The organism is Natronobeatus ordinarius (genome assembly GCF_024362485.1).
GTDB lineage: Archaea > Halobacteriota > Halobacteria > Halobacteriales > Natrialbaceae > Natronobeatus > Natronobeatus ordinarius.
Genome location: NZ_CP101456.1, coordinates 1684393 through 1698666, shown reverse-complemented (window position 1 = coordinate 1698666; position 14274 = coordinate 1684393). Strand labels below are relative to the sequence as shown.

The following is a 14274-nucleotide window of genomic DNA, read 5'->3' as shown; positions in this document are numbered from 1 at the left end:
TGAAACCGCCCGAGTGAGTTAACTGATTCCCAACCAATCACCCACTATGCGTCTCTCAACGGCCGTCCGCGTCGTCGTTGCCACGCTCCGCAAACGGCCATCCGATCTGCTCCCGTTCTACGTCCTCGGCGCTGCCGTGCCGGCGATCACCCGGGTCGTCCCGTTTCTGGCGTTCGTCGTCGCCTACCTCGCCCTCGAGACGACCGGCCGACTCGAGGTGATCTGGACGGAGCTGGCGACGCTCGAGGAGCCCCCGGCCGACCCCGAAGCGGATCCGGAGGCGTTCGAGCAGTGGTCAGAAGCGTTCGCCACGGCCATCGAACCGGCGTTCTCGCCGGCTGAGTTCGGGCTCTTCCTGGTCGGGCTCGTCGTGTTGACGCTCGTCGTTACGATCCTCCTCAGCGTCCTCCTGTACGCCCTCGTCAGCGCCGGACAGGTCGCCACCTGCTACGCTCGGCTCCGGGACGAACGCGGATTGCCGGCGGGCGTCGAGGGGGTTCGACGCTACTGGCTGTCGTTTCTGGGGTTGTTCCTGCTCGAGTTCTTCTTCTGGATGACAGCGGCGGCGGTCGTGGGGACGATCACGGCGATGCTCGTCGTCGTCGCGATTTCGGCCGGCGTGGGCGCGCTCGGCGTCCTCTTCGCACTGTTCGGACTGCTCACCTGGCTGGCTCTCGGGGCCGTCATCCGTGCGCTGTTCGCGTTCACCCCCGTCGCGGTCGTCGTCGACGACGTGAGCGCGCTTCGATCGGTTCGGGCCAGCGCCGGCTTCCTCCGGCGACAACCGGTCGAGGCGATCTTTTACTACGCGGTTGCGATCGTCGCCCTCTTCGGGATCGGCTTTCTGACGTCCATCCTGTCGGTCGTCGGCGCACCGAGCCTCGTCGCGCTCCTCTCCGTGTTCGTCGTCCTGCCGGCGCTCGACTTGCTGAAGACCACCCTGTTCGGCGGCTACCGGCGCTCGATCTCGCCACCGCCGGCACCCGACCGCTCCCTCAGGAGCCAGTTCTCCGGAGGGATCCGGCGGGGCTGGTCCGAACTGCTCGCGTTCGTCCGTGAGACGCCAGGCATCCACGCCGTCGTCATCGCCATCTCACTCGGCAGTTTCTGGGTCGGGTGGATCGCCGCCGCCCCGTTCGTCGACGCGGGCTTCGAAGCGTCGATCCTCGCCCGACTCGAGGGTGTGGTTCCGCCGATCTTCGCCCTCGAGCTGTTCGGGAACAACTGGACCGTCGCGTTCACCACCGCGTTTGCGGGACTCGCGCTCGCGATCCCGGCACTCGCGTCGCTCGCGTTCAACGGCTTCGTCTTCGGCATCTACGCCCGACTCGAGGTCGATCCCGACGCCCTCCTCGCGTTCGTCGCTCCCCACGGACTCTTCGAGATTCCGGCGATCCTCGTCGCCGGCGCGCTCGGGATTTCGCTGGGTCTCGCCTGGTGGCGGGCCGTTCGCGGGCAGCTGACTCGCACAGAGCTGGCGAACGACCTGGAACGGGCGTTCTGGGTGGTCGTCGGACTCGGCGTCGTGTTGGCAGTCGCGGCGCTCCTCGAGGGGTTCGTCAGTCCGTACTACTTCCGGCTCTTTCTCTGATACGGATCGTTGTACCGGTACCGAATCACAACAAACCGTACGAATCCGGCTACCGAGCCGATTCGATCGAACGGCTCCGTCGGAGGCAGCCGAACTCGCGCCAGCTCTGCTCAGCGCAGGAGCCGCCCGAGCCGGGACGGCACCGACTCGTGGCGTTTCGCCAGGATCACCGGCCCCGCCGCGTGGCGGCCGACGCCCTCCGAGATCGTTCCGAGGAGTCGTCGCTCGAAGAAGCCGCCACGGGAGACGCCGAGCAGCGTGAGGTCGTGATCGACCGTCCGGTCGGTGATCGTCCCGCCGACGTCGGTGGCCTCGACGAGCGTCCGTTCGACCGCGACTCCCTCGAGGTCGGGCAGTTTCTCTCGCAGCAGCCGTTCGGCCTCCGGTCGCGAGCGCTCGGGATTCTCCGGCGTGAGCACGTGCAGCAGGTGGACCGTCGCGTCGTGCTCGCGAGCGATCGAGGCGGCGGTCTCGGCGGCGAGCGCGTCGTGGGGGCCACCGGCGACCGGGACGAGCACGGAGTCGACGGCCTCGGGGCCTGGTGTCTGGATTCGTTTGACGAGGACGTCACACGGCGCCTTCTTCAGGACGGTGTCGAGGTGATCGCCCAGGACGACCTTCTCGCGTGGCGGCCGGCCGCGCCAGCCCATGAAGATCGTCTCGACATCGTAGGCCTCGGCGGCCCCGACGATCCCCTGTCCCACGCCTCGCGCCATCCTGATGCGACGCTCGACGGAAAGCCCTGCCGCCTCGACCATCGCCGCGGCCTCATCGAGGAGCTGCTCGTGGGCGTCCTCGAGGAGGTACCGTCGGCCATCCTGGAGCGACAGTTGCGGGGGCACCTCGAGGACGAAGAGGACGACGACGTCGGCCGAGCGATCGGCCGCGACGTCGATCGCCGTCTCGAGCTGTCGTTCGGCAGTCTCCGGGTTCGCAATCGGGACGAGCAACTTCCCGTCGCCAGTCGGCGTGTCGTCTGTCATCTCAATTGTGCCCACATACGGGACGGACTGCCTTACCCGTGGTGCTCGTGGCAACCGCTCGAGCAGTCCCGCCCGAAGCAGGCCTCATCCATGACATTATATCGGTTCCCTTCGAACCGGAGACGAACGACGTGACCGAACGCGTAACCGACTCGACGAGCGTCCGGATCAGGTACTGGTACGGCCGGCTTTCCGATCCGCGAGTCGGCTTTCTGATCCTCGCGCCCGCGCCGGTCGTCCTCTTCGGGTTCGCGATCCTCGGGACGATCGCACCCGGCCGATCGACGATCGCCACCGTCGGTGCCGTCGCCTCCACCGCGACGCTCGGGTACGCCCTGCGAGCCGAGTGGGGGTGGTCCGTTCTCGGAGCCGGACCGCAGTTCAGCGAGCCGCTCGAGGACCTCAAAACCGTCCTCTCGGTCGTGCTTGGGGCGGTGGCAACGCTCGCGGTCACCGCCGAACTCGGCGTCTCGTCGATCGTCGCCGCGGGGATCGTCGGTGCCGTCGGCGTCGTCGTCCTCGCCGACTACGACGTGCCGATCTACTGTGGGGCGTTCGTGGGGATGACCTCGCCGGAGCTGTTCACGACGTACGCGCAGGCGTACCTCGCGGGACTCCTCGCCGGCCTCACCTTCGTCGTCGTGCGCCCCGTCTTCGAGGGCTTCGGCGGCAAGCTCGGGACGACCGCGTTCGTCGCCGCCGTTCCCGTCGTCGCGTTCACCGCGGCCGAGTTCCACAGCGACCCGCTCCCAGAGCCGACGACGAACGTCCTCGCTGTCGGGTACTCGATCGCCGGGGCGGCGATCACGTACGCGATCAGCGTGCGACTCGGCCGGGGCCCGGTCCTCGCCTCGAGCGTCGTCGGCATCGTCGGCGGCCTCGCTCTCCCCGCCTTCCATCCGGCCGTCGGCGAGCTGCTGGCCGCCGCGGTGTTCTGCGCGTCGTTCGTCGGGATGGTCTCGCCCGACCGTCTGCCGGGCGAAATTCGCGTCGGCCTCGCCGGTGCCGTCGCCGGACTCGTCTTCGTCTACACGACGCCGTATCTCGGCGGCTCCGGCGGAAAACTCGGCACGATCGCCTTCGGCGCCTGCCTCTCCGTCTGGGGACTGGAGCGACTGTGGCTGAAACTGACAGAGCCGCAACCAACCCACGACTCGGCTCCAAGGAGGGCCTCGAGCGACTCTGGCCGCAACTGAGAGGCTCTGCTGAATAGACAGTGCGAATGTTGCACGAGAGGCTGGCCAGAACGATCCACTCGTAATGATCAGTTCAGTGCAAGCGATTATTATTTTGTCCCCTCATACAGTAGTATAAACGTGTGTTGACACGAAAGGCACAGTCACGACTGTTGATATCGTCGAGACTGAGATAACAATACGAGCGAGTATCACATACAACTGAACGTAGGTTTGGGTTTGATGCCGCTCATCGGTGTAGACGCATCGCATACCCACCGTCGCGCGAGACGGTGATCGACGCATCGACGACCGCGAGTACGCGGTACCCGATGGCGTGTCGGACGAAACGAGACGCCGACTGCTCGCCGACGAAACACCACGGGAGTGAGTCGGTCCGCGTTGGGTCAGCGCGAACGCGTATCCACGACAGTATGTCTCCGCACCGTTCCGTCTACAACCTCCTTTCTTCCGTCGGTCTCCGGCTCGTCGAGGGGATCGAGACGTCGTTTCGCGGCCGGCTGTTCGTTCTCGGCGTCCTGGTCGGAATCGCTGGCGGGCTCGGTGCCGTCGCCTTCCAGTACCTGCTGATCGGAGTCACCGCGCTGTTTTTCGCCGGAGCGACGTCGCAAGCAGCGTTGCTCGAGCGAGCCGTCGAGCTCCCCTGGTACTATCGGGTTCTCGCGCCCGCCATCGGCGGCGCGATCGTCGGACTGATCGCCAGCTACAGCGGCGGCGGCCTGGTGAGAGGCGAGGGTGTCCCGGAGGTGATCGAGGCGATCGAACGGACACGCGGGCGGCTTCCCCTGCGCGTCGTGCCGGCGAAAGCGGTCGCGTCGGCGGTCTGTATCGGCTCCGGCGGCGCGACCGGTCGCGAGGGGCCGATCGTCCAAATCGGCGGCACGATCGGCGCCGCCGTCGGCAACCGTCTCGACCTTCCCGATCCCCAGACGTCGGTGTTGCTGGCGGCCGGGGCTGGCGCGGGACTCGGTGGGACGTTCAACGCCCCGATCGGTGGGATGATCTTCGCCTGGGAGGTCCTGCTCGGGCGCGTCACCAGGGAGAACGTCCCGCCGGTCGCGATCGCCGCGGTGGTCGGGACCGCGACGGCGAACGTCATCGTCGGACTGCCGGACCCGATCTTTTCGGTGCCGCCAATCTCGATCGAGAGCGGCTGGGAGGGCGTCGCGTACGTCGGCCTCGGCGTCGTCGGCGCGGCCGTCGCGCTCGCCTTCGCCAACTCCCTCTATGCCATCGAGCACGGGTTCGAGCGACTTCCCGTTCCCACCGACCTGAAGCCGGCGCTGGGTGGACTTTGTCTCGGCGTCATCGCGCTCTCGATCCCGCAGGTCTACGGCGTCGGCTACCCGGTGATCCAGGACGCGCTCGTCGGCGGGTTCGTCCTCGAGGCCATCGTCGCGTTCGGGATCGCGAAGATCGTCGCGACGAGTCTCACGCTCGGGAGCGGCGGTTCCGGCGGTATCTTCGCCCCCACGCTCTACGTCGGCGCGATGGCCGGCACCGTCTACGGCACGCTATTGGACCAGACGGTCCCTGTGCCCGTTGCCGATCCGACGACGTACGCCGCCGTCGGTATGGGAGCTGTCTTCGCCGGAGCGTCACACGCGCCGCTGACGGCGATCGTCGTCGTCTACGAACTGACCGGCGACGTCTGGATCCTCCCGCCGCTCGCGATTGCCTGTCTCATCAGCGCAGTGCTGTCGCGGCGCGCGAGCGAGGGGAGCATCTACACGATCGGGCTCCTCGAGCGCGGCGTCGAGGTCGACTCGAGGCGGCTGTTCTAGATGCCCGGCGGGTACTCGCCGGTCTTTCGATACTCGGAGACGACCGCGACGAACGCGACCACGTGGAGCGCGACGACGATGACGATCATCGCGAGGTAAATCAGGTGGATCGGATCGTCCGAGGGAAATCCAAGCTCCTCGTAGGGCCGGAGGTACGCCCGATCGTAGCCGTGGACGGCCACGAGCCAGAAGATGACGTAGGTTCCGTGACTCTGGTGCCACTTCCAGGCTTTCGGACCGAGGTAGTCGTAGGCCCGGTTGTTCGACGTAACTGCCAGGACGATCGCGATGAGAACGGCGACCATGGCACCGAACGCCCACGGACTCATGTCGACCAGATAGCCGACGACGTCCCAGTCGCGTGCTGCGAAGACGAACAGGACGTGAACGACGGACCAGATGGCGAACCAGATCCCGAGTTCCGACCGCCAGTTCACGGGGAAGTTCCCGGAAAACCGTCGCCTGATCGACGGTCGAATGCGTACCAGCGGCCCGATGACCATCACGAGAAACAGGATGAAGAAAGGAACGGCGGCGACGACTCGCTGCCCACCGTATCCGACGACCCACAGCAGGATCGCCACGGCGATGCTTCCGATCGCTACGGCCAGGTGATGCGTGAGCTCGTTGTTAGTGTCTGATGTCATGATAGACTCGTGTCACGAGTCCGTTGCTGAACGGACACCGATCACTCAGATAAAACTATCCCCGTCCCACGGTCCCCTGGAGAGACGTTCTGAGAGACGCGACGTACGTACGCTGGCAGTGAGACGCCGAGTCGGTCAAAGCACGCGGTCCTGCAGCCGGTCGAGATACTTGACGTTGTAGACGAGCGCGATCGAGTCACTCGCCGGCGTCGCGACGCAGGTCAGTCGCATGTCGTGGTCCTCCACTTCTTCCTCGGAGAGGCTTCGCTGGACGTCCATCTCGAGTTCTCCCTCGAGCAACACGGCCGTACAGTTCACACAGCCACCGGCCCGGCAATAAAACGGCCAGTCGTGGCCGGCCGCCTCGGCCGCGTCGAGGACGTACTCGTCGTTGGCCACCTCGAACGTGCCGTGAGCGTCGGCGTCGAGGTCGGCCTCCGCGGCCCGCTCGAGGAGGTCGTCGTCCTCGAGCGACCAGCCGCGTTCGTCGACGACCTGGTAATCGAGGTACTCGACGGTCACGGCCTCGGTTCGCGATGCACTGATGCCGATCACCGGGACGCCGGCGAAGCGGACGACGCGTTCGGTCGTGCTCCCGAGGAGGTAGCGCCGAAGCCCCGTCTCGCCGTGGGTTCCCATCACGATGCAGTCGGCGCCGTGCGCCACAGCGGACGCGAGAATGCGCTGGTCGACGCGACCGCTCGGAGTCGAGACGTCGACGCTCTCGAGGTCCGATCTGCGGATGCGCTCGAGCGCGTCGTCGACCGGCTCGAGGCCGACCTCGTCGGCCGCAGTCGTCTCCGAAACGTCGAACGTCTCCACTTCGTCGACGGTCTCTTCGTCGGTGACGTGGACGACGTGGAGTCGTGCACCGGTCTCGACGGCGAGGTCGATGGCGTGGTCGAGGGCGGTCGCCGCGCTGTGGCTCCCGTCCGTGGGGACCAGGACGCGCTCGAACTCGGCCTCGAAGTCGGTCTCCTCGTGGACAGTGGTGACGGGAACGGGCGACTCCCGCAACGTTTGTTGGGCGACGCTGCCCAGCAGGAATCGACCGAGCCCGCTGCGGCCAGTGGTCCCCATCACGATCAGGTCTGCTTCGTGTTCGTCGGCCGACGCGAGGATCTCTTCGTGGACGTCGTCTTCTTGCTCCCGGAGTTCGCTCGTCACCTCGAGGTCGCGATCTGCCGCCCGGTCGGCCAGTTCGTCGACCGCCCGTTCGCCCTCACCGCCGTCGTCACCGCCAACGAGTCCCCGCTCGAGCACCGAGACGACGTGTACCGACGCGCCGAATCGCTCCGAGAGACGGATCGCGTACGTGCCGGCAGCTTCCGCTACCGTACTCCCATCGGTCGGCACGAGGATCGTATCGTACATCAGAACCCCTACCACACTCGGATAAAAGTAACTACGGCCCGGTCAAGAGAGCGCCATCAGGTCGGGTAGTGTCTGCACTCACCGCACGGACTCGAGGTCGATCCACCCACCGCTTGAGGAGCGACGGTAATCACGATGAGCCGGTGAACCGACCCGGAAGGCAGACGCACGTTCAAGACGGAGGCGGCCGTACGTCCGGTGATGTACGAGGACGTCCTCATCGCGACGACGGGAGCGGCGTCGCGACGACGGCCGCCGAGCAGGGGCTGTCGATTGTGGTTTGCCTGGCAATTCGTGCTCGCTCAGAGCAGCTGCACTGACTCGAACGTCTTCGGCGCCACGACCGCGAGAATCGCCATGAACAGCCCCATCCCAAGCGAGGAGCCAATCGCGATGTAGATCGCGAACCACACATCAACTTCCCTGGCTACGAGCATCGTGAACACCGGGACGAGGACGAACGCAAGAACTCCAGGAATTGCCGCGAAAAGTACGATCCGTTTGATCTTCTCCGATCGTTTCATAACTAGTGGCGTCTTTCTCCAACTGCTTCGTAGTTCATGTCATTACTTAAGGATGGCCTTCGTGGCATTCGTATACGTGGCGACCTCGACTCTGGATAACAGTCTGATGAGAACTGGGGTCGGCATCCCAGCTATTTGCTACACCCGCACTAATCCTCGGGAATAACCACCCGTCTCTATCGTACTCCGATATTGTCCAATTTCGTCCGGTACCAAGTCCAAGCATCGCTGCAACGAGTACCCCGACTGCTCCCCCTAACAAGACGCCTTTTTTAATCGCGACCAACCCACCAATGATTTCGGTCAAAGTGGCTTTCCCAATGACATCTGCAGGTTCAGTCAACGTCAGTGTGACGCCTTCTTGATAGTGTGGCCATCCATCCTCATTGCAGTAATCGAGGTCGCAGGATCCGATCTGTCGAGAGATCTCTTCTTGTTTTTCGATAACTGTCGAGCTCGATTCAACTATCCCATCAAATCCCTCTTCGCGAACTGTTTCAGAACTTATATCGACCGTTTCCTGTGAGTCTCGATTTCGTTTTTCGCTGATAACCCCGTGCTCAACTGCACCGTTGTCTTCGGCAGAAATTTTAACGGCCGAAACTCTGTCATCGGTTTCTGTAACGACAACCGAGTAGGAGGAAGCTTCAATAATACGCTTTATTTCGAAGCTGTCGATAGGTTCTACCCCATACTCTTCCTCTGGGTCAACTGTGATTTCACCCTCGGATGGTGATGCTGTAGCGGTTCCGGCTGCTGTAACCGTTCCGAGGCCGGCAGCAGTTGCGTAGAGGACGGTACGTCGATTCGTTTGGTCATTGGCCTTGCGAACCATGCATAGCAATCACCACTAATATATTAAATGTTTTTAATTAAATGGTCGATACGACCGCTGAGTTCTACACGTTCAAGACGGAGGCGGCCGTACGTCCGGTGATGTACGAGGACGTCCTCATCGCGACCGACGGGAGCGGCGTCGCGACGACGGCCGCCGAGCAGGGACTTTCGATCGCGGCCGACCTCGAGGCGAGGACCCACCTGCTGTCGGTCGTCGAGGTGCCACGCGGAAGCCGGCGAGCCGACGGTCACGACCGACGCCGGGACGACGCCAGGCTGTACGTCGAGGAGCTCGCGGCGGAAGCGCGCGACCGCGGCGTCCCCGTCGAGACCGTCGTCAGGGACGGCGACCCGGTCCGAGCGGTGCTCGCCTACGCCGACGAGGCCGACGTCGACCTTCTCGTGCTGGGAACGCGCGGCCGAAGCGACGTCGAACGGCTCCTCCTGGGAAGCGTCGCGCTGGCTGTGATCCGCGACTCCACGCGACCGGTTCTCACCGTGAATCCGTCGGTCGACGCCGTTTCCAGACGGATCGACGAGATCGCCGTCGCGACCGACGGCCGGCCGGGCTCGAGCGCCGCCATCTCCCAGGCGATCGGCCTCGCCGAGGCGTACGACGCCGAGCTCCGGGCCGTCTCCGTCGTCGACGACAGCCGGACGCGCGCCGAGGCCGCCCTCGAGAGTTTCGAGCAGGCAGCCGACGCCGCGACGAAGGACGTCGCCGTTCGCGCGGCCGACCGCGGGGTGGGGACCGTCCGGTCGGTCGTGCGGGGCCGACCGGCCGACGAACTGCTCGCTTACGCCGACGCCCACGGCGTCGACCTCCTCGTGCTGGGGGTCGAGGGCCGGCGCGGCCTCGAGCGCCTCGTCGTCGGCAGCGTCTCCCAGCGCGTCGTCAGCGCGGCCCCGACGCCGGTGCTGACGGTCCGGACGCTCGAGGACGTCTCGCTCGGCTGAAACTCGCCTCCGGACGCGCTACCACTCCTGGTTCGAGACCAGCTGGCGGTTCGGATCGTCGGCCAGTTCGGCTTCCATCGCGTCGGCGTGTGCGTCGCAGTAGCGAGTCACCACCTGTCGCTCCCGCTCGGGATAGTAAACGCTGAGGGCTCGAGTGGCGGCATCCTGGCAGGCGTCACCGCCGTTCGGGTCTCGGTACTGGCAGGTCATCGGATGGCAATCGGGAGTTCGAGACTGAAAGCGTTCTGAAATTCGCGAGTGCTAGCGATCGCGCTCGAGTTGGTCGCCACCGAACTCGTCGTCGCTGCCGATGCGCGAGGCCTGCGGGCCGTCCTGGTCCTGGTACTTCGAGCCGCGGTCGCTGCCGTAGGGTCGCTCGGCTTCGGTTTTGAGTTCGGTGAAGGTGAGCTGAGAGATTCGCATGCCGGGTGAGAGCGCGACGGGGGCCGCACCGAGATTCGAGAGCTCGAGGGTGATCTGGCCTCTGTACCCCGGATCGCAAAGCCCGGCTGTGGCGTGCACCACCACGGCGAGCCGCCCCAGTGAAGACCGTCCCTCGACGTGAGCGATCAGGTCCGCCGGAATCTCGACGCGCTCGTGGGTCGTCCCGAGGACGAAGTCGCCGGGGTGGAGGATGAAGTCGTCGCCCTCCTCGACGACCGTTTCGGTGACGTACTCGTCGACTTCGCGTTCGGAGTCGGGGTGGATGCAGGGGATGTTCGTCCGGCGGAACTCGAGGAACTCCCGCCCGAGGCGGAGGTCGACGCTCGCCGGCTGGATCTGTAAGTCGTAGTCGTCGATCGGCTCGATGACGAGGTCGCCCGCCTCGAGTCGGTCGAGGATGTCCGCGTCCGAGAGGATCATACCCGGGCAGACGGACGCAGTAGGTGTAAATCTCTTCGATCTAACGTGGACCCGATGTCGAACGCGCAACTGGTTCACCACCACGTGTCCGCCAGCCCCGTGCCGTACCGTCTCCGCACGTGGCGGTGACGCCGTTGCCTGGTCGTCCGACACATCGTCGTCGCTTTTAGTCCTCGGCTCGAGGAGTCGGACATGAAACAGGCCATCGTCGCCCGCACCGACGTCGGCATGGGGACAGGAAAGCTCGCGGCGCAGGTCGCCCACGCCTCGCTGTCGGCCTACGAAAGGGCCGACGACCGGGCCCGCAAGCGCTGGAAGGGAGGCGGCCAGAAGAAGGTCGTCCTCAAGGGCTCGAGCGAGCGCGAGCTGTACGAACTGTCCGAGATCGCCGACCGCGAGAGGTTGCCCAACGCCGTGATCCGGGATGCCGGCCACACCCAGCTCGAGCCGGGGACCGTCACGGCGCTGGCGATCGGGCCAGCCGACGAGGAGCTGGTCGATCGAGTAACGGGCGAGCTCTCCCTGCTGTAGCGTTCGATCGGTTCGCTGCCGGGAGAACGGCCTTGCTCCTCGAGCGCCATCTACGGCTATGGACGACCCACACCAGAACCAGCCACTCGAGCGCTCGGGTGCGTCGCTCGAGGACGCCACCGTGGCGATGGTACTCGTACACGGCCGCGGCGCGCGTGCCCGTGGGATGCTCGATCTCGCCCGGGAGGTACGCCACGACGACGTCGCCTACCTCGCGCCGCAGGCCCAGGACGGGAGCTGGTATCCCCAGCTGTTTCTCGCGCCGCTCGAGGCCAACGAGCCGAACCTCTCCTCGGCGCTGCGGGCGGTCGGCGACGCGATCGAGACGGCGGTCGACGGCGGCGTCCCGCGGGAGCGAGTCGTCCTGCTCGGCTTCTCCCAGGGCGCCTGCCTCGCGACCGAGTTCGCCGCGCGAAACGCCCGTCGATACGGCGGCGTCGTGGCACTCTCGGGCGGGTTGATCGGTCCAGCGGTCGATCGAGAGCGCTACGAGGGGTCGATGGCCGGGACGCCGGTCTTTCTCGGCTGTGGCGACCGCGACCCCCACATCCCCGTCGAGCGAGTCCACGAGTCGGCGGCCGTCTTCGATGACCTCGAGGCTGCCGTCACCGACCGAATCTACAGGAACGTGGGCCACACCGTGCTGTCGGACGAGCTCACCGTCGTGCGTCAGCTGCTCGAGGACGTCGTCGAATCGACGGCGTAACACTGGACTCCCGTACTCGCCACGAGAACGAACCGATTTACGGACCCCACGCCAAGCCACGGGCGAGATGCGTCCAGCCCATCCCACAGAGCAGGCCGTCGGCATGGCGTCCTACGTCAGCGAGACCGACGGCGTCGGCGGCCACCTCCGCGAGCGCGACGACCACTTCCGGGTGCGCGAACTCGAGCGCTTTTCGATCGAGCCCGTCGACGCGACCCCCGACGCCTACCCACACCTCGTGCTCCGGGCGACGCTGGCTGGCTGGGACACCAACGACTTCGCGTCCCGGCTGTCGGACGCGCTTGGCGTCTCCCGCGAGCGGGTCTCCTGGGCCGGCACCAAGGACAAGTACGCCGTGACGACGCAGCTGTTCTCGATCTATGGGGCCGAACCGGACGAGCTCCCCGACGTGAACGGGGCCGAGCTCGAGGTGCTCGGCCGGGCCGGTCGCTCACTCGAGTTCGGCGACCTCGCGGGCAACGCCTTCGAACTGGTCGTGAGCGAGCCCGAGGCGCCCGAGAACGCCGAGGCGATCACCGACGAACTGGTCGCGTTCGGAGGGGTCGAGGAGGGGTCGAAGATCGGTGTCCCCAACTTCTTCGGCCAGCAGCGCTTCGGGAGCCGACGCCCGATTACCCACGAGGTCGGCCTCGAGCTCGTCCGCGGCGACTTCGAGGGCGCGGTGCTGGCCTACCTCGGCAACCCGACCGACGCCGAACCCGAATCGACCCAGGAGGCCCGGACGTTCGTCGAGGAGACCCGGGACTGGCGCGAAGCGCTCGAGCGGTTTCCGAACCGGCTGCGCTACGAGCGGTCGATGCTGCACGAACTGGCCGAAGCCGACGAGGTAGCGGAGGAGACGTTCCGGGACGCCCTCGAGCGACTGCCCTCGAACCTCCAGCGGCTGTTCGTCCACGCCGCACAGTCCTACGCCTTCAACCTGATCCTGAGCGAGCGACTCGAGCGCGGCCTGCCGTTCGACCGTCCCGTCGAGGGCGACGTGGTCTGTTTCGCGGATACGGACGCGCCGGACGGCCTCGAGCTTCCCGACACCGACCGCGAACAGCGGGTGACCGACCGCCGCGTGCGGTCAGTGACCCGCCACTGCGAACGCGGCCGGGCGTTCGTCACCGCGCCGCTCGTGGGCACCGAAACCGAGCTGGGCGAGGGCGAACCCGGCGAGATCGAACGGGCGGTGCTCGACGAGCTCGAGCTCGTCCCCGAGGACTTCGACCTCCCCGGCGAGTTCCACTCGACGGGGACGCGGCGGGCGATCCTGGTGCGAACGGGGATCGAGCTCGACTCTGACCCTCTAACGCTCTCGTTTTCGCTCCCGAAGGGATCGTACGCGACGGTCGTGATGCGCGAGTATCTCAAGGTGGACCCGGTTCGATTAAGCTGATGACAAGACGTCGGAATCGGAGCAGCCAGCGTGAGCCAGATCCGTCATCTTCGGGGTACGGTGCGTACAACACGTACAACGGATACAGTTAATCCGGTTGGCCTCCAATCGGCACGTATGTCCATCGACATCGATCGGTTCGACGAGCGTTCTCCCGAAGAGTTGTCGGAGTTGAGTAATCCAGAGCAGGTTCTTACGTTCCTGTACGAGAACCGAGATCGCGCCTGGAAAGCACGAGAAATCGCCCGACGGACGGACGTCAACGAGAATTCGATTCATCCCGTCCTCTCACGACTCGAGAACCGAAAGCTCGTCAGACACAAGGGACCCTACTGGGCGATTACCGACGACCTGGACCGACTCCGACGGGCCTACGGTACGCACAGAGCGACGCGACTGTTCGACGACCTGTACGGGGAAGAGGATCGCGACGAGTGGGTGAACGCGAGCGAGCGAGACGACGAATGACTGTTACGCGGGGGACGATCGTCTACGCTGCCGATCCGTTCAAAGATGGTGACGCTGGTCGGCCATGGGTTGTCGTCAACACGTCCGACATGCCCTTCCACGGCGAGCAATACGTTGCACTCACGCTCACGACGAAAACCTGGCACGACGAACGAATACCGATCGAGGACGAGGACCTGATCGACGGTGGACTTCCGGAAGACAGCTCGATTCTCCCCTGGGCAGTCGCCTCTCTCGATCCTGACGATATCAATCGCGAACTTGGAGTCCTGAACGAAGCTGTCGTCGACGCTGCAGTGGCTACGCTCGCAGCCTACGTCGGAGCCCGTACCGGGGAGGACGGCTGAAAAGTTGTCAGTCGACGACACGATTATCGGGCGTCGTCAACCGTTTACCCCCTCGAAGCCTAT

At 65.5% G+C, this 14274-nt stretch carries 16 protein-coding genes; 9 read left to right on the top strand and 7 right to left on the bottom strand.

Features of this window, described 5'->3' with window-relative positions; all coding sequences use genetic code 11:
- Window positions 1-46 precede the first annotated feature (46 nt).
- A complete protein-coding gene (locus NMQ09_RS08815) occupies window positions 47-1591 on the top strand; it encodes a stage II sporulation protein M (protein WP_255194219.1) in 1545 nt (514 codons plus the stop codon).
- Window positions 1592-1701: 110 nt separating this feature from the next.
- Here NMQ09_RS08815 and NMQ09_RS08810 read toward each other — a convergent pair whose 3' ends face one another.
- Window positions 1702-2574: a universal stress protein gene (locus NMQ09_RS08810; protein WP_255194218.1), complete on the bottom strand. Its 873-nt coding sequence runs from the start codon at window positions 2572-2574 to the stop codon at window positions 1702-1704.
- Window positions 2575-2705: 131 nt separating this feature from the next.
- Here NMQ09_RS08810 and NMQ09_RS08805 point away from each other — a divergent pair, with 131 nt between their 5' ends.
- On the top strand, window positions 2706-3770 hold the full coding sequence (locus NMQ09_RS08805; protein ID WP_255194217.1) for a hypothetical protein: 1065 nt from the start codon (window positions 2706-2708) through the stop codon (window positions 3768-3770).
- 413 nt (window positions 3771-4183) lie between these two features.
- Window positions 4184-5554 (top strand): chloride channel protein, encoded by a 1371-nt coding sequence (locus NMQ09_RS08800; RefSeq protein WP_255194216.1) that lies wholly within the window; start codon window positions 4184-4186, stop codon window positions 5552-5554.
- Here NMQ09_RS08800 and NMQ09_RS08795 read toward each other — a convergent pair.
- The 4 genes from NMQ09_RS08795 to NMQ09_RS08775 all read right to left on the bottom strand — a co-directional run bounded on the left by NMQ09_RS08795 (window position 5551) and on the right by NMQ09_RS08775 (window position 8934).
- Window positions 5551-6201 (bottom strand): cytochrome b family protein, encoded by a 651-nt coding sequence (locus NMQ09_RS08795; protein WP_255194215.1) that lies wholly within the window; start codon window positions 6199-6201, stop codon window positions 5551-5553. The two genes, NMQ09_RS08800 and NMQ09_RS08795, sit on opposite strands and share 4 nt — an antisense overlap.
- A gap of 135 nt (window positions 6202-6336) precedes the next feature.
- Window positions 6337-7575: a ferredoxin Fer gene (gene fer / locus NMQ09_RS08785; RefSeq protein ID WP_303842998.1), complete on the bottom strand. Its 1239-nt coding sequence runs from the start codon at window positions 7573-7575 to the stop codon at window positions 6337-6339.
- Window positions 7576-7877: 302 nt separating this feature from the next.
- A complete protein-coding gene (locus tag NMQ09_RS08780; protein ID WP_255194214.1) occupies window positions 7878-8099 on the bottom strand; it encodes a hypothetical protein in 222 nt (73 codons plus the stop codon).
- 46 nt (window positions 8100-8145) lie between these two features.
- Complete coding sequence (locus NMQ09_RS08775) at window positions 8146-8934, bottom strand: hypothetical protein (RefSeq protein WP_255194213.1); 789 nt, start codon at window positions 8932-8934, stop codon at window positions 8146-8148.
- 41 nt (window positions 8935-8975) lie between these two features.
- Here NMQ09_RS08775 and NMQ09_RS08770 point away from each other — a divergent pair, with 41 nt between their 5' ends.
- Window positions 8976-9893: a universal stress protein gene (locus NMQ09_RS08770; protein WP_255194212.1), complete on the top strand. Its 918-nt coding sequence runs from the start codon at window positions 8976-8978 to the stop codon at window positions 9891-9893.
- An 18-nt stretch (window positions 9894-9911) separates the two neighbouring features.
- Here the strand turns inward: NMQ09_RS08770 and NMQ09_RS08765 are convergent, their stop codons facing one another.
- Both NMQ09_RS08765 and dcd read right to left on the bottom strand, forming a co-directional pair.
- Window positions 9912-10103, bottom strand: coding sequence for a hypothetical protein (locus tag NMQ09_RS08765; RefSeq protein ID WP_255194211.1), 192 nt, complete (start codon window positions 10101-10103; stop codon window positions 9912-9914).
- Between the two features lie 51 nt (window positions 10104-10154).
- The gene (gene dcd, locus NMQ09_RS08760) at window positions 10155-10757 is read right to left on the bottom strand and encodes a dCTP deaminase (RefSeq protein WP_255194210.1); all 603 of its coding nucleotides are present in this window, start codon (window positions 10755-10757) and stop codon (window positions 10155-10157) included.
- A 192-nt stretch (window positions 10758-10949) separates the two neighbouring features.
- Between dcd and pth2 the strand changes: the two genes are divergently transcribed.
- From pth2 to NMQ09_RS08735, 5 genes are all read left to right on the top strand, one after another.
- Entirely contained in the window at window positions 10950-11288 is a 339-nt protein-coding gene (pth2, locus tag NMQ09_RS08755) for a peptidyl-tRNA hydrolase Pth2 (protein ID WP_255194209.1), read from the top strand.
- A 58-nt stretch (window positions 11289-11346) separates the two neighbouring features.
- Window positions 11347-11994 (top strand): alpha/beta hydrolase, encoded by a 648-nt coding sequence (locus NMQ09_RS08750; protein WP_255194208.1) that lies wholly within the window; start codon window positions 11347-11349, stop codon window positions 11992-11994.
- A 67-nt stretch (window positions 11995-12061) separates the two neighbouring features.
- Window positions 12062-13396 (top strand): tRNA pseudouridine(13) synthase TruD, encoded by a 1335-nt coding sequence (gene truD, locus NMQ09_RS08745; protein WP_255194207.1) that lies wholly within the window; start codon window positions 12062-12064, stop codon window positions 13394-13396.
- Between the two features lie 117 nt (window positions 13397-13513).
- Window positions 13514-13864 (top strand): helix-turn-helix domain-containing protein, encoded by a 351-nt coding sequence (locus tag NMQ09_RS08740; RefSeq protein WP_255194206.1) that lies wholly within the window; start codon window positions 13514-13516, stop codon window positions 13862-13864.
- Window positions 13861-14211 carry a type II toxin-antitoxin system PemK/MazF family toxin gene (locus tag NMQ09_RS08735; protein ID WP_255194205.1) on the top strand — a complete coding sequence of 117 codons (351 nt, stop codon included), beginning with the start codon at window positions 13861-13863 and terminating at the stop codon, window positions 14209-14211. Before NMQ09_RS08740 ends, NMQ09_RS08735 begins: the two co-directional genes overlap by 4 nt.
- Window positions 14212-14274: the final 63 nt, after the last annotated feature.